The sequence below is a fragment of the Ewingella sp. AOP9-I1-14 genome, from assembly GCF_052375995.1.
GTDB classification, from domain to species: Bacteria; Pseudomonadota; Gammaproteobacteria; order Enterobacterales; family Enterobacteriaceae; genus Ewingella; species Ewingella allii.
Window position 1 is genome coordinate 1 of record NZ_JBQSVA010000015.1, and the last position, 14920, is coordinate 14920.

Here is a 14920-nt window from a genome sequence, read left to right on the forward strand (position 1 = left end):
CGTTGTGGGCCCAATACCTTTCAGTTCCATTAACTGCTGGCTGCGATGATCTGTTTTGGCAACACGAGATAACACCCTGTCATATTCGGCGATTTTCTCTTCAATATTAGTGACATGTGCTAATAGATCATCAATGCACAGCCTGACCTGTACTGGCAGAGTTTCCTTCTGGTCAGAAACAGCATGACGCAGAGCATCAGTGCTTTGTGGGGCAATAACCCCGAATTCAGATACCAACCCCCGAAGACGGTTATACGTCGCTGTTCTTTCCTGAATAAATCCCTGTCTTGTCCTATGTAAGCATTGCATTGCCTGCTGGCTTTCGTCTTTGACGGGTACAAAGCGCATGTGCGGCCGCTGCACAGCCTCACAAATAGCTATTGCATCAGCTGCATCATTTTTCCCGGTCTTACCCGCCATGCGATAGGGTGAGACAAATTTCGGTGCCATCAACCGGACATCATGGCCATACTGCCTGAATAATCTTGCCCAATAGTGGGCACCCGAGCAGGCTTCCATTCCAATGACACAGGGAGGTAAACCAGCGATGAGTTCAGAAAGTGCTGCACGCGACACCTTGGGTTTAACCAGAACTGCTTTACCATTTTGGTCAACGCAGTGAACAGCAAACACATTTTTAGCAAGATCGATACCGACAGTGGTGATGGTCATAACGAATCCCTCTGGGTCAATGTTTATCCCATGATTGCATGAAAGTTAACCAGGCGCATATCCAGGGGAAGTCCCTTCCATTCGTTAAGCTTTTCAAGCTTAACGGGTGATTTCGTTCCATTGATCGGAAACCCCTGACCGCAAGGGATGTACGGAACTGTCAGGCTGTCCGTTTCTGGTTTTGCCTACTTTCGGACAGATCAACGGCATGGTGTACGTAATCGTTCGGTTTCGGACGTTTAAGTCACATGCACGTTAACTGTCGGTATTCATCGCCTCACTAGTACTACTCTGCTAGTTCATCATGTTCTTCGAGAGCATATTCAAAATCGGCAACAAGCAAGAAATTTTCTATCCTATAAGCCTGATTTAACTTAATTCGTTGGTATCTTTCGTTCAATAATCGCCATGCTGTTTTCCGTAGTACCATCGGTACGGATTCATCTTTTAAAGTACGCATGAGCACAGAACAGGTTGTCAGAAAAGCAGCGTCCTTACGTTTTCGGTAATACGCATCAGTCGAACAAACCGCAATGATCTCGATTGATTCAGGGTGATGACAGATAGCATTAACCGTAGTTTGTTCATGTATCTGTGCCTTGAGTTCAGCCTGAATTTTTGATTGATGATACATAGCCTTGAGATAGCTAAACATGATTTCCCCATCGAACAGTAAGTCGTGTCAATTCCTAGAGTTAACACATTTCTGATCATGACTCACACGTTACGTTCAGTCGGTAGCCATCTGTGCAAAAAATGCGCTTAGCGTAGGATAATTTCCTTTTTCCAAGCGGACCCCAAATACTATCAACACACTAGCAGCGCATCCATTCTTATCAAATTCGTCAAACAACGAACTAAACGTACAATAATTCTCTATATCCAAACTGACTCCAATAATTTCCAATCTCCAAACTTGTCTATGCAGTGCTACGCAAAAAATCCGTTACTTTCCCCCTGCCCTTCCCTCAGATTTCACGTAGTACACATATGATGTTAAGAGATTCAAAAATATTGATGTTTTGATGTTGCGTAGTAAAACATGTAACCCAATGAAAATTATAGAAACGTTAAAGCGCCGGTGGCACCCATCAGGAGATGGCCAACACATCCGTGTGTGGTAATCACAACAATATAATTGAAGGGTAATTGCAGGAATAGCACTTTTTGACACGAAACCGGTTGTGGCATTTGCTATAACCTCGTAACTATGTCTGTAGACTGCAATAGGTGACTTTATGGGTGAAATTATTCGAGGCAACTATCCTGAACTGGATAAAGTGCTGTGGGATTTTCACACTCAGAAAATTCCCGCAATGTTGGCTTTTCGTATGTACGAAGAGCGTTGGAATTTTGTTGATGAAAAACATATAGGTCAAAATGAACGCCAGTTGATTGATGCCTTAACTGATTTTTACGGTAACGGTGTCTTTATGGCTGCATAAGGATTCATTCTGTAGTGAACGAATATAAGATTAAGCATCATAAACTAATCAGGTCGGTATTGAATAATTTCAATGCCGACTTTTTTTTTGCTAACTCTATTTATTTCGGAGGGGGAACTCGTATTGCCCTTGAAATAGATGAGTATAGAGAATCGATCGATGTTGATTTTTTGTGCCCTGATAAATCATCTTATCGAGCCGTACGGGAACAGGTTACATCCAACTCACTTGGCAACTTAGTAAAACAAGACTTCCAGTATGCCAGAGAAATAATGTTTGATAGATATGGAGTTCGCACCTTCATAAAAGAACAGGACGCAACGATAAAGCTTGAGATAGTTAGTTTCGATAACTACGATTTAGTAGCTGATACGCGCAAGTTGTTCCCTATTCCTTTCATAGATCAAGAAAGCTGTTTTTATACTAAATTATTAGCAAATTCAGATAGATGTATGCATGGGCAGTGTAAGGATATTTTTGATATTTTGGCTATGTATGATGCGTGGGGAGGCATACCACAAAGCGCAATCACAAAGGCCGAAAAACATTATGGTTCTTCTGTTTTAAGCGATCTAATCCGCTCGCTTAAAGATATACAAACCAATAGTGCTCATTATTATGAGCTTGCCGATGCTATGTTAATTCAACATGATTTTGCTCAAAAACTCATTGGTGATGTTGCTCCACAGGTACTAGCAAATCTATCTTAAAATGGTGGAGGCTAAAGATGCTAGCCTCCATTAATAGCACCTATCTACGCTTCGAGGCTGACACTTCATCAGCTTCTAATTGCTCTCTGTGTAGATAATCCCCTGCAATTGGAGGTGGAGTTACCAGTTTCGGACGACCAGTTTCAACATCACGCACTGTAACCAGCCCAACAATTTCCCCGTCATGAGTCAGCGCCCATGCCGCCAATTGGTAAACAGTACTCTTGGTTGAACAACCTTCGACATTATCATGCCGGAAATACCAGTCCGTTGACGGCATTATCTGCTTATAGCGTGTTGCTGGCTCACTGACAGGTTTGATAGCCGCAGGGCTTTCTTCCAGTGCTAACTTTAAAATCAACCTTGCCTGACCTTCTATAGACCGCTCTGACATTGCAGCCATTTCTTCTAATCGAGTGTAGAGATCATCAGGAAAGTTTCGAACTTGTATCTTAGCCATTGCGCAGACTCATTTTGAACCCTATTTGAATAAAATGTATCTAATCTAGGTTGTAAAGTGAACACCTTATTTGAATTAATATTTTAGTTACAACATTCATATGTAAATGAAAGGCCGCCACATCAGCCATAGAGTTGTAGACAAGCCCCCAAAAATCGGTGCGGGTAAGATACAATATGTTAAATTGCCGACTTTTGATAATTTTATAGCCGCCAAACCATATATCTACTACGAAACCTTCAAAAACCAAGCTCAATCTGACGATTTCATTCTTTTTTGGCGTACATAACTGATCATCAAATTTCAGCTTAACCGACCAACCATTAACATATTTGCAACATGCCTGATTTCACCTTGAATTTATGTCCTAAGCTCCATTTTCGCCAGTTTCCCTTTTTCTGTTACGTTGTAACCGAAAGATATCATAAAGACATACAATTTACATTGTAAAGACACAGAAATCATTACATTGTAATGCACACATAAAGACACTGAGTGATTTACAATTGCTTTACTATGTAAATACACAAACATCTTTATAATGTCTTTACATAGTAAAGCGCTCGATGTATAAAGATACTGTAAAGACAGATGCGTCTTTATTCCATCTTTACAACGTAAATAATATGAGGCCTCAAATGGGTAAAATTTTACTGGTAGTATCAGACAAAGGCGGTGTTGGGAAAAGCACCTACGTAGCTAATACGGCCTCTATGCTGGTAAACAAAGGCAAGTCGGTTATCGTTCTGAAAACAGACAAAAACAAAGACATGTTGAGTTGGAGTGAAAAGCGTCAGGCAAATGGCCTGTTACCCGTCCCTGTGCATGAGGCATACGGGAATGTAACCAAGGAGATAAGCCGCCTAAGCAAACTCTGTGAAGTACTGATCGTGGATTGTCCAGGGCATGATAGCCATGAGTTCCGTAGCGCTCTAACCGTATCAGACATCATGGTTACACTAGTAAAACCTTCATCTGACTTTGAAAGTGAAACCCTAACAAGCGTAACGGAAAAAGTCAGAATAGCTCAAAAGACTAACGGAAATCTTCAACCGTGGGTATTAATGACGCGCATTAATCCAAGCAAACCACGTCACACACAGAAAGCCATAGAACTAGACAAAATACTCCGTTCAGACAGCATCTGGATTCAACCATTAAAGACAAGAATAGCCGAGTTGGATGTATTCGAAAACGCATGTAACGAAGGGGCAGGGGTGCATGATGTAGCTCGTGCTTCCAGCCTTAACAATGCAAAAGCACAGCTCGAATTAGTTGGTATGGAATTAGGAATTGTTTAATAAATTCAGTAAATTAACAACGTATCTTTACATTGTAAATACACTATAAAGACACTATAATAAAGACATTCGTTATAGTGTCCTGACTAAAGAGATCAAAAAATGGCTTTAAAACTGAATACCCCAAAACTTCCTGAATCAAACGAACCAGCAACTAACGCAGAAACTGCGCGTTTCATTGCCGGAGCCAGTAAAAAGCCAGTAACTGCTAAAGCCAAGCTGCTTAATTTCCGCTTGAATGAAAATTTCGAAGGTATACTCGAATCCGAGGCAATGAGGACAGGGCAAAGTAAAACAACCGTGTTGAAAGCTGCACTGGCAGCATGGGACAACATGGATGAAAACCAACGAAATCACTGGTTATTAGAATCAGCTAAAATAGGGTGATTTGGATATTTTGGGTTGGTTGCTTACAGAGCATAATTAATTGATATAGGGAATTAAATGTCATCATTAATATTTTATACCGACGAAATACAAGCGGTAGTAGCGACAGATACACTTGCTGTTGATAATGGGAAGCCTATTGCTTTTGTAAGTAAGTCAGGCTTTATACCTCACTTAAAAACCATCGTAGCTGGCACTGGAGCAGGTGGCTTTGCAAATAAGTGGTTACTTGAAGCATCAACAAGGATGGTTGTGCGGGGCATCCAAAATTTGGATTTTCACACTCCAAAAGCACTTAATAGACTTTGGTTAGACTATAAAAAAGAATTTTCTCTGCCTGATGAATTTACAACAACAGTCTATCAATTTGGTATTTGTGAAGAAACTGGTAAAACCGTATCGTATGCATATCGATCAACTAACGATTTTAAATCTGAATCATTAGGATATGGGACAGGAGTAAAACCAGATTGCACAATACTTGAAGGTAACTTAGTTGACATAATACCAACAATGATGAATGAGCAGAGATACCTAGAATCAAAAAAACCAGTACATGAAAGAATATATATTGGAGGAGAAATAATATTGTATCATTTAACAGAAAAAGGATGTAATTGTTTTAAAATTGGCGAGTTTGATGATTATAAAACTCAGCAAGATAATTTACTTTCAAACTTTTAGATATAAAAGCCCATAAGGGCTTTTAATTTATTCTTCATCATCTTTCAGTAAAGAGGCAAATGATTCATCACTCATCATTTCAAGTGTATTCTTGAATACATAGAATGAAATGCCGGACATCTCACATACACGCTTAATCACTAGCCGTTTCTTTTGCTGCCTTACTGTAGCAGCATCACCGAACTGAACCACTGCAAGTACACCATCATCATATGACGTTATCACATAATCACATGTGATATTTTGAACCTCGACAATCAATTCTTTTATTGCATCATCACTGCCATAAGGACGTACAAATTCAATTAGCCTTACCTTTGGGTATACTGAATAATCAGGTATAATATTACGTGAAAGAACACCTAAAAACTCAGCCTCTGATTCAGAAAGCAGATGAATCTTATTAAAACAATCAACCTCACCAATTGCTATAAAAGCATTGCTCGAATATTGAGGGTTATTGCTGATGAAATCACTAAAAACGTTAACGCTTGATGGAATGACTACATTATTAGTTGGTTCAATTACTTTCTGCTTATTACGTTTAAACATTATCGATTATCCTTAAAATAGAGCCTGCGGCAGGCACAGGCAAAAACCCCGTTTTTGGACAATCAGATAGAAAATTGGTACCAATTTCTAGCGGATTGTCTATCCTGCATTGTCATGATCTGCCTGTAGAGTCAGAGCCTATGCCGAACAACCTGAAAGCAAATCGGCTTTCAGTCCACCACGTAAACAATTGTTCCGCGCAGCCACAAAGAGACAAAACTAACCAAGCAGCAAGAACGGCGTAGCCACTCACATTAGCCCCCATAAACCAAACGATGGTAAGCCCCACAACGGCAATACCGCCGATGATCTGAAACAACAGCCGCAAAGCCGCCATAACACCAAGGGGAACAACAACAATCAGGTAAAGAGAAATAGCAAGTAGATACCGAAATGGTAACAAAAAAGATAACAGTCGAAATGAAGTAGTGTTGTGATTATATGATTCATCATTCACAGCCGCAGGTTTGGATTTTTCAAGCCCACATTTGATGCCCTGAAAATCAATAATATTGTTTTTCATCATGTCCTCCCTAATCAATAGGCGGGAATTTTTTATCAAACATATCTAAAAACTCACTATCTTCATTTGGCAACTCTGTAGATTCTAATGAATAAGTGAATTTCAATGTGTTAACTTTCCTTCCTATTTTCCCAGAAACTTCAAAACTCAGTTCCTTAATCTCAGTATTTTTTATAATCTCTTTAACAGACTTATTTAACACATCCCTTTTAAAAGCTGGGAATTCTGGATATTTGTATTCTTTATTTCCGTGAGAGTCTATAGTATATAAATTAAGTTCTTCTTTCAGTTCATCAACAGACATTTCAAAAGACATGATTCTTGGATTATTGCTATGTATTTTCCTGATTAGTTGATACAACGAAGATGAGTTTACACTAGAAAGTCTCACTACGGATAAAAGAACTTGAGTTGTATACCTTTTTTCAGAACCAACTAATTTGCATAAAAATCTTTTCGCAGTGTTAGTGAATTTTATGCCGACTCGACCTTCATTCTTATAATATGCCGAAAATTCAGTAAGGCTCAAGTTCAATGAATCAGGTACGTTTTTAGATGTGAATGGGAGATTTAACTCACTGCTTAAATCTAGAATTTCATCGTTTCTTAATTTTAAAACAACACTATCCAATATATTTGCACCATCTTTAAGAGCAAGATATGCAGCATCAGGTTTAACATTAACCCATTTAGTATAATCGGAGGCATTAACATAAAATATATGGTCATCATCAAATTCGTTTTTTGAATTGATTTGACTCATAGCCAAAAACAAAACTTTTTTGGCCGCCATCGGCAAAGTGGAAAGAGTAGAATTTAACTCATTCCTATGTCGAACTTTGGTCAGCCTTGAAAGTGATGTTTTATTCATGCTCATTCTCATCTATGCCAGTTACCTTCTAGCTATCAACTTATCATTCAAAACATGATAACGCAATTTCTAATTTATCATGTTAAACCGATTTTCTTCTCATGCTTTACGCCTTTCGATGCTATGCAGCGCCTGACTTCTTCATCAAAAAACCCGCCCAAAGCGCAATCGCTAAGAGATTCAGATACAATCAACATAAGATTGGAAAAAGATTTAACAGGAAAAACATATAGTAATCTTTTTTTTGCCCCCAATCTGTTAATTACACCGAGGAACCTCTCATGTTTAACCGAGGAACCTCTCATGTTTAACCGAGGAATCTCTCATGCTTAACCGAGGAACCTCTCATGTTTAACCGAGAATGTTATCATGCTTGACCGAGGAACCTCTCATGTTTAAAGATTATAATCCATATATTTCAGCAAGTTATACCGATGTAAGTTTTTAAGTCTTTAAAGAAAAAAAAGAAGATATAAGTTATTTAATGCACAAAGCCTGTGGATAAATCAGCATAAACACAGGGGATTGATCTTGCTAGGCATTCAGATTACTGCTCTGATAAGTATTGTGTAATATTTAACCATTGTGTGTAAGAGCCATTCTGTTAGTACCGGTTCACTTCCGCTTCCTCGCTTTGCCTGTTCGTTCCTCGTCGCTATGCTCCTGCGGTACGCCTCAGCCAAAGACTGCGGCGAGCGGTATCTCCTTTCTCGAAAAGGCTTGATCTAATCACAGACTAAGATCTTGAAGAGATCCTTTTTGGATCTTTTCCTGCAAAGCAATAGAACGCTCTCAGAGCCATTTTCTTTACCCAGCCCTGCCAAAGTTACAGCTAATCAGCAAAATACGCTCAGAACGCTTCTCAGGACGATTTATCGCGTAAGTATTCCAAAATTGATAAAGCATTCCGCTAACACAGTTTACAACTGTAAAGAGCAAGATTGATTTACAATGTATTTACATTGTAAAGATGCAAGGGGGGGGGATGTTTTGCTTGCCAATACGTCCAAATAGACGTATTATTAATTCATCGAAAGAGAACGTTCTCTTTCACCATAAGCCCAAACGGGCAGGAGCTTAAAATGAATATCCAAGAAGCATTAAATATTTTTGGTCTATCTGGCGATCTGACAGAAAAAGACATTAAGACAGCATATAAAAAAGCTGCTTTAAAATATCATCCAGATCGTAATCCATTGGGCGCAGAACTGATGAAAGCCGTAAACGCTGCTTTTGATTTCCTGATGGCTAACATTGATAAAATCAATCAGTTTCAAAGTGCTGATGAAAACGCCCGATATGACTACAGTGAAGAATTGGAGAAAGTGTTGAATGTTCTTTCTGGATTATCTGGAGTGGTTTACGAAGTCATTGGTAACTGGATCTGGATCAGTGGTGACACCAAAGAACATAAAGACACTCTAAAAGAAATGGGGTGCAAGTGGGCAGCAAAGAAAAAACAGTGGTTCTATCGTCCTGAAGAACACAAAAGCCGCTGTAATCGTAAAGAACACAGCATTGATGAAATCCGTGAGATGTATGGCACAGCCGGACAACACAAAGCGAAAGGCTGGAGGAAGGTAGAAGCAAGCGCATAAAATCTACAGGGGGCGAAAGCCCCCATCAAAGCAAGACATTATCACGGGGCATTAAAATGAAATCATTCTTTGAACGTTGGCAACCAGTTTTTGAAATCGTGTGTCGTATCCTAGGGAATGGGTGGCGCGTTAACCTTCTTGATGATTGCCAGTACCGTATAAAACTTACATCCCCGAAGTTTAAGAATTACTCTGTACATATACGGAATGAAAAAGAGAGACTTTCAATCGTGGGAAGCGTGGATAGTCGCAATTGGCGTAGTCCATGCTATTCCTGCACCGTATCACTATTTCGTAATCCTGTTGAGATAGCCGCCGATATTGAGAGGAAAATTTTAGCAAATGCCCTGCAAGATGTGGAAAAGGCGCTTGAATGCGAAAAGAACATACAGGCAGAACGGGAACAAAAACGGATTCTGAAAGGGATGTTATCGCAACTTGTACAGCTTGAAAACTGGTACGGAACGTTAACAGGCTTCAAAGTGGAAAATGGATTGAACGGACAAATAACCGAGCATGGTGATGGCTATGGTTTTCTTGTTCGTGGCTTGAGTTTGGATCAACTTATTACACTAACTGGAATGGTGAAACAGCTATGAGAAAAAACAAAGGAGATATTACCTACTATCTTGAGGAAAACGCAGGTGTATACCATTTCGTAAAAAAGATTAAGACTCGTTCAAAACTCATGACCGAAGGTAAAAGTAAAATTACTAAAAAAATGTTAAGTGAGTTTTATTTCGTTGAAAATGAATTTAACTTGATTGATTTTACCACTAATGGTTTAAGAGTGGTCGATAAAGAAATTATCATTACAATGATTAAAGAAATTAAGGAGAGTGATCGTGATAACTGATAATACGCCGGAAAACATTAAAAAACTACGTGAAAAATTAGGGATTACGCAAACTGAATGCGGAAAACTCTTTGGTGTAGGTTTAAGAACATGGCAAAAAAAAGAGGAAGCTAAAACCCATAACCGTTTGAGCTTATCAAAAGGGGAGTTTGAATATCTTCTTTTAATGGCTGGGGAGCATCCTGATTTTGTTTTAGAAAAGAGAAAAAAAACTGAAAAAGAATAAGCTATTCACTTGTTGATACGTCTAAATAGACGTATAATAAAATCATTGAAAGGGAAAGCATCTTTCACCATAAGCCCACACGGGCAGGAGATTTAAAAAATGAAAAGAAAGAAACCGTTTGATATAGCTAGTTTTCATGAATCAGTAAAAAGGGATTACGACACTGGTTTAATCACACTGGAACAAGCCGCTATTGAATTTTACAAGGGTAATTGGACACCATACATAGACATAGAATACACAAAGAAAAAGTTAGGAGTAAAATGCTATGAAAAATGAATTATATGAAAAAGAATACGAGGAATATTTTAATTCCTTGAAAGAAGGTGATGAGGTGTTAAATTTAAAAGAATTTATAGAGTGCATATACAGTAAAAAGGAGGTGGAAAACTAAATGTGTGAGAGGTGTGATCAGGTTGTTCGAGCAACCTGATCACCGTTAACAAACAAAACTTAGTGAGGTTTTAATATGTCAACACAACAAATCGTACAGGTTGCAGATTCACTTGTCAAAGGATGGGAAACACGAATCCCTGCTATGAAAGGTAGGGAATGGGATCAATTCCGATGGTGGTTAAACTACTTGCAAGGATATGCAATGTTTTAAATATATTTCGTAGGGGCTGGAATGCCCCTTTTATGCCCTGAAAGGGCATGGAGGCGAAGCCGGAAGCCCCGCAGCGAAGCGAGGACATAAAAGCGTCACGGCGTTAGCCGCGACAACCCCCCACACTGCAAAGCCAATGAGCGAAGCGAACTAGTTAGCACGAACGTATAGCAGCTTGGTTGCCAGATGGTCGGAGACAAGAGAACGTTCTAGCGACTTATATGCTCTATTTGAATCTTCCTGTACATTAAATGGGCGTTCTGTAGTTTAGGTATGCTAGAATCAATGCAGGATAGACAATCCGCTAGAAATTGGTACCAATTTTCTATCTGATTGTCCAAAAACGGGGTTTTTGCCTGTGCCTGCCGCAGGCTCTTTAGGTGAGTTATGAAACAAGTAAAATTCAGGCTAGATGATGATGAGTATGAGCTTGCTAAAGTTAATGCTGCCGTCTGTGGTGTTAACAGTGTCAACGTTTTTGCAAAGCGTAAGGTGCTTGAAGTTGAGACAACACCTCTATCAATTCATGTATCAGATAAGCCAGCAAAAGCCGTTTTTACCTATCTTTATCCTCATGAAATTGAAATTTTAAAACGTAATGCAGCATTGCATGGCATGAGTATGAGTCGTGAGATAGCAATCAGAGTAAGGCAGTCTTTATTAAAAAATGAAGTTTGCCTTTATCCTGATGAAATAAAAGACTTGAAAAAACTAACCACTGCAATTGACCGCATAGGCCGTAATATACATTTTATCATAAAAGGCGAAAGATTTTGTACGGTAAATGATCCGGATTTTAGAAAGGAAGTAGTTGAGGTTATTGGATTATGTCAGTCTATTGATTCAGCTTTAGAGACTTTAACCAAAAGCGTTGTTAACAGGTTCGGGTGATTTATGGGCGTATTTGTTGAGAATGAATATAGAACAAAACGAGCAAAAAGCTCAGATAAAGCAAGCCAGCCAGCAAAACTAACAGGTCGTCAAAGTCATGCCAGTAAATCCGCATTTAACCATAAAGCTCAACATGGTTCGGATAAAAAATCATACGGTTCAACCCCATCAAAAGAAGTGACTTTTAAAATAACTGGTTCAGGTAAAACTGTTGCAGGTATAAAAAATGGAGTTGATTACATAACGCGAGAAGGTGAGCTTGAGGCTTACTGTTATGATGGTAATGGTATTGAAGTTTCTGGAAAAGGTGACGACTTTAATAAAGAGTTTACAGTCACTCTTGCGAAGGGAAACGATTATGATAAAAAGTACCGTGGTGAAAATATTGATCATGTAAAAAACATGGTCTTTTCCCCGCCTCCAGATGCTAAAGTAAGCCGAGAGGATGCGTTAAAAGCAACAGCAGAGTTTTTAAAAGAAAGCTATCCTAATCATGCATTTGTAGCAGTCTATCATGATGATAAAGAAAAGCACCCACATGTGCATGTTAACTTCAAACTTAAAAACGAAGATACAGAAAAGCGTTTAAGGTTGACTAAGGACGAAACAAAAAAATTTAGGCAAGGATTTTATAGAAAACTTGAAGGCATGGGTTATGATGTTGCGGCAACATGGAAGAAAGATCCAGAACGTAAACGTGAGGTTGAAAGGCTACAGGCCGAGAACCCTAAGCGATTGAGGAACGTTTACAAGGTAGTCGAATTTGGCGAAACTGCTTATCAGAACAAAGCAGGTGAAAAGAGAACTCCCTATCTGACCTATGAAACCCTTAAAGGTGGTAAGCAGGTAACGATTTGGGGCAAAGATTTGAAAAGCCACTTTGAATCAGAAAAGTTGCAGGCTGGCACGTTAGTTAAAATAAAAAAATTGTCACCAACGCGAGTCCGTAGCCCGATGTTTAATGATGATGGTTCCGTTGCTGGTTACAGAGAGAGTCAACGTAGTAACTGGCAAATAGAGAACATAGGGATTGAGCGTAACAGAGAACGTGAGATACCAAAGGCAATAACCAACCAGCCAGATGATAAAGCGGTTAAACAACAGATTGAACGGAAGAATGAGCGCTCTCGTAACATTGGATTTGCGCTTGAAAATGGTTTTACGAAGGATTCAACTGAACATAAGAAGCAAAAGCAGGAGCAGGAAAGAGGTTGGAAAGGGTTCGGTTTTTAAGTTGATTTAGGCGTAGGCGAACAAAGCGGCTACTTTGTTCACCTACTGATCACAACAACCTGAATGAGAGGTTATCATGACTAGGGACGATGCTATCCGTATTTCCCGGCTACATCAAATTTTCACAGAGGAACAGTTGAGTGATCATCAGAAAGACATTGCGATGATGTACGCAATTGGTAGCACAATCGAAGAAATTGCAGACGAAAAAGGCATAAAGCCGATAACTGTAAGAAATCATCTTGATGTGGTGAGACATACGTTAGGTGATGTTACTTTGTCTGGTATTCGTACAGTAGTATTCTTACGGGTGCTGTCAGTTTTTTTGGTTAATCATGTATAAGGAAATAAAAATGCTAAGAATCATGATGTTAGTTTCATTATTGGCTTTGAGTGGGTGCGGCGAGGAAACCAAGAGTGTTGATTGGTGGCGGAATCATCCAGAAGATGCCTTGAAAAAGGCCGATGAGTGCAAGAAATCCGGTGCTGATACGGATAACTGTAAAAATGTGAAAGCTGCTCTTTTCAGAAATAAACAGCAAGACGCACCCATTCCCACCTTCAACTAAAAGCTGATGAAAGCCCTTTGATAAGGGCTTTCTTACCAAATTAAGAATTTTCTCTATCGGTTTTTCAAACTTTTCTGAAATCAATATTTAATCCATTTAAACGGCGATCATAATTTTTATGATTGCCGTTTTTTGTTTGTCAGGCGATTCTCTCACAATCACAAATCACGAGAGTTTTAATCACCGAATATGAAAGAGAGTAACCGAGGGGATGAAAACAAAGAGACACACGTAACGATAAAACTTGATCGTCAACTTAATGACTTCATCGAAAGACGGGCGAAAGAATCCTTGCGTAATAAAAGGCATCAAATCGTCTATATGCTGATGCAGTTAATGCGCAAGGAGGGATGAGTTATGGCAGGGATTTTACCTAGTTTGCTTTTGTGCGCGGCCTCGGTGCACCCTGATACAATCAATGATGTTGCTCGCGTTGAAAGTGGGTTTAATCCATTTGCTATTGCAGAAATTATCCCAAAAGCAGAACGTGATGAATCAGGTAAAACTGTCATTACACACTTACCATCATCGAAAGAAGATGCACTCGAAGTTATACGTGAGATAGAGAATAAAAAAAGACGGTATTCCGTAGGATTGATGCAGATTACCAGTACAAATTTTTCATTATTCAATACATCGGCGGAAAAACTCTTATCACCATGCGAAAACCTATCGGTTTTCGAAAAAATTATTGTTGATTGTTATCAGAGGGGAGGGGATTTAGAAAACGCTCTTAGTTGCTATTACTCTGGTAATTTTTCAACTGGTAAAAGAAAAGAGTCAGAGTTTAGTTATACCAGTTACATAGAAAGAATTGGTTATAAAAACGATTCTAACAAATATCTTGTTCCAAGCACAAAGAACGAAAGGGGAGATAGTGGCATAGGGAAAACTCACAGCAAAAAAAAATCAGTAATTTATCCAGAATCAATTCTTAAATCAGCTTTTGTCGATAACGCCATACCGACAAAAATCATCAATTAAAAGGGTATTAACATGTCTATTAAGAAGACTTTCCAAAACGGTGTAAGTGCGTGTGTTTCAGCTATCAACATGCGCAAAACTAGCTTTGCGGCCTCGATTGCTGGGGCAACTATCGCATCACCGGCTTTCGCTGATGGGTTCTCTAAAGCAGAAAGCCTGTTGGAGAAGGTTCAGACGGGGCTAAGTGGCCTGTCTATTGTTACGGTCACAATTGCCTGTTTATGGGTTGGCTATAAGGTGTTATTCGGTGGCAGTACCATTCGTGAATGCTCACCTATCATCATTGGCGCGATCGTCATTGCCAGTGCCGCCGAAGTCGCCTCTATGATGGTTGGTTAACAAACTAGGGAC

General features: G+C 39.3%; 22 protein-coding genes. 16 read left to right on the forward strand and 6 right to left on the reverse strand.

Annotated features, from left to right (window positions below; translation table 11 throughout):
• Together ACT3RT_RS21875 and ACT3RT_RS21880 are read right to left on the reverse strand one after the other, a co-directional pair.
• The coding region (locus ACT3RT_RS21875; RefSeq protein ID WP_279889312.1) for an IS110 family RNA-guided transposase at positions 1-672 on the reverse strand (672 nt) is incomplete at its 3' end.
• 286 nt (positions 673-958) lie between these two features.
• Positions 959-1327 (reverse strand): hypothetical protein, encoded by a 369-nt coding sequence (locus ACT3RT_RS21880; protein WP_032242306.1) that lies wholly within the window; start codon positions 1325-1327, stop codon positions 959-961.
• Between the two features lie 583 nt (positions 1328-1910).
• Between ACT3RT_RS21880 and ACT3RT_RS21885 the strand changes: the two genes are divergently transcribed.
• Positions 1911-2117 (forward strand): hypothetical protein, encoded by a 207-nt coding sequence (locus tag ACT3RT_RS21885; RefSeq protein ID WP_032736819.1) that lies wholly within the window; start codon positions 1911-1913, stop codon positions 2115-2117.
• 14 nt (positions 2118-2131) lie between these two features.
• The gene (locus tag ACT3RT_RS21890; protein ID WP_032736820.1) at positions 2132-2827 is read left to right on the forward strand and encodes a nucleotidyl transferase AbiEii/AbiGii toxin family protein; all 696 of its coding nucleotides are present in this window, start codon (positions 2132-2134) and stop codon (positions 2825-2827) included.
• A 40-nt stretch (positions 2828-2867) separates the two neighbouring features.
• Here ACT3RT_RS21890 and ACT3RT_RS21895 read toward each other — a convergent pair whose 3' ends face one another.
• Positions 2868-3287, reverse strand: coding sequence for a FitA-like ribbon-helix-helix domain-containing protein (locus ACT3RT_RS21895; protein WP_223862024.1), 420 nt, complete (start codon positions 3285-3287; stop codon positions 2868-2870).
• A gap of 638 nt (positions 3288-3925) precedes the next feature.
• Between ACT3RT_RS21895 and ACT3RT_RS21900 the strand changes: the two genes are divergently transcribed.
• The 3 genes from ACT3RT_RS21900 to ACT3RT_RS21910 all read left to right on the forward strand — a co-directional run bounded on the left by ACT3RT_RS21900 (position 3926) and on the right by ACT3RT_RS21910 (position 5659).
• Positions 3926-4588: a nucleotide-binding protein gene (locus ACT3RT_RS21900; RefSeq protein ID WP_050296628.1), complete on the forward strand. Its 663-nt coding sequence runs from the start codon at positions 3926-3928 to the stop codon at positions 4586-4588.
• A gap of 102 nt (positions 4589-4690) precedes the next feature.
• Positions 4691-4975 (forward strand): hypothetical protein, encoded by a 285-nt coding sequence (locus ACT3RT_RS21905; RefSeq protein ID WP_013572681.1) that lies wholly within the window; start codon positions 4691-4693, stop codon positions 4973-4975.
• A gap of 57 nt (positions 4976-5032) precedes the next feature.
• Positions 5033-5659, forward strand: coding sequence for a hypothetical protein (locus ACT3RT_RS21910; RefSeq protein ID WP_050296627.1), 627 nt, complete (start codon positions 5033-5035; stop codon positions 5657-5659).
• Between the two features lie 27 nt (positions 5660-5686).
• Here the strand turns inward: ACT3RT_RS21910 and ACT3RT_RS21915 are convergent, their stop codons facing one another.
• The 3 genes from ACT3RT_RS21915 to ACT3RT_RS21925 form a co-directional block, all read right to left on the reverse strand.
• Positions 5687-6211, reverse strand: coding sequence for a DUF2726 domain-containing protein (locus ACT3RT_RS21915; RefSeq protein WP_202209947.1), 525 nt, complete (start codon positions 6209-6211; stop codon positions 5687-5689).
• A 112-nt stretch (positions 6212-6323) separates the two neighbouring features.
• Positions 6324-6737 (reverse strand): hypothetical protein, encoded by a 414-nt coding sequence (locus ACT3RT_RS21920; protein WP_228708725.1) that lies wholly within the window; start codon positions 6735-6737, stop codon positions 6324-6326.
• Between the two features lie 7 nt (positions 6738-6744).
• A complete protein-coding gene (locus tag ACT3RT_RS21925; protein ID WP_050296644.1) occupies positions 6745-7611 on the reverse strand; it encodes a replication initiation protein in 867 nt (288 codons plus the stop codon).
• 1076 nt (positions 7612-8687) lie between these two features.
• On the opposite strand from ACT3RT_RS21925, the gene ACT3RT_RS21930 reads away from it, so the two are divergent.
• The 11 genes from ACT3RT_RS21930 to ACT3RT_RS21980 all read left to right on the forward strand — a co-directional run bounded on the left by ACT3RT_RS21930 (position 8688) and on the right by ACT3RT_RS21980 (position 14908).
• A complete protein-coding gene (locus ACT3RT_RS21930) occupies positions 8688-9203 on the forward strand; it encodes a J domain-containing protein (RefSeq protein WP_115195444.1) in 516 nt (171 codons plus the stop codon).
• 56 nt (positions 9204-9259) lie between these two features.
• Positions 9260-9802: a hypothetical protein gene (locus ACT3RT_RS21935; protein ID WP_115195445.1), complete on the forward strand. Its 543-nt coding sequence runs from the start codon at positions 9260-9262 to the stop codon at positions 9800-9802.
• Complete coding sequence (locus ACT3RT_RS21940; protein ID WP_115195446.1) at positions 9799-10059, forward strand: hypothetical protein; 261 nt, start codon at positions 9799-9801, stop codon at positions 10057-10059. The genes ACT3RT_RS21935 and ACT3RT_RS21940 overlap by 4 nt, the downstream gene beginning before the upstream one ends.
• On the forward strand, positions 10049-10285 hold the full coding sequence (locus ACT3RT_RS21945; protein WP_115195447.1) for a helix-turn-helix domain-containing protein: 237 nt from the start codon (positions 10049-10051) through the stop codon (positions 10283-10285). Before ACT3RT_RS21940 ends, ACT3RT_RS21945 begins: the two co-directional genes overlap by 11 nt.
• A gap of 99 nt (positions 10286-10384) precedes the next feature.
• On the forward strand, positions 10385-10564 hold the full coding sequence (locus tag ACT3RT_RS21950; RefSeq protein ID WP_115195448.1) for a hypothetical protein: 180 nt from the start codon (positions 10385-10387) through the stop codon (positions 10562-10564).
• Positions 10565-11279: 715 nt separating this feature from the next.
• Positions 11280-11783, forward strand: coding sequence for a DNA distortion polypeptide 1 (gene ddp1 / locus ACT3RT_RS21955; protein WP_117111270.1), 504 nt, complete (start codon positions 11280-11282; stop codon positions 11781-11783).
• 3 nt (positions 11784-11786) lie between these two features.
• Positions 11787-13016 carry a MobP1 family relaxase gene (gene mobP1, locus ACT3RT_RS21960; protein ID WP_115195450.1) on the forward strand — a complete coding sequence of 410 codons (1230 nt, stop codon included), beginning with the start codon at positions 11787-11789 and terminating at the stop codon, positions 13014-13016.
• Between the two features lie 76 nt (positions 13017-13092).
• Complete coding sequence (locus tag ACT3RT_RS21965; RefSeq protein WP_115195451.1) at positions 13093-13359, forward strand: helix-turn-helix transcriptional regulator; 267 nt, start codon at positions 13093-13095, stop codon at positions 13357-13359.
• Between the two features lie 10 nt (positions 13360-13369).
• Positions 13370-13585 (forward strand): EexN family lipoprotein, encoded by a 216-nt coding sequence (locus ACT3RT_RS21970; protein ID WP_228708726.1) that lies wholly within the window; start codon positions 13370-13372, stop codon positions 13583-13585.
• A gap of 357 nt (positions 13586-13942) precedes the next feature.
• Complete coding sequence (locus tag ACT3RT_RS21975) at positions 13943-14569, forward strand: lytic transglycosylase domain-containing protein (protein ID WP_115195453.1); 627 nt, start codon at positions 13943-13945, stop codon at positions 14567-14569.
• A gap of 12 nt (positions 14570-14581) precedes the next feature.
• The gene (locus ACT3RT_RS21980; RefSeq protein ID WP_228708727.1) at positions 14582-14908 is read left to right on the forward strand and encodes a TrbC/VirB2 family protein; all 327 of its coding nucleotides are present in this window, start codon (positions 14582-14584) and stop codon (positions 14906-14908) included.
• The last annotated feature ends 12 nt before the right edge of the window (positions 14909-14920 follow it).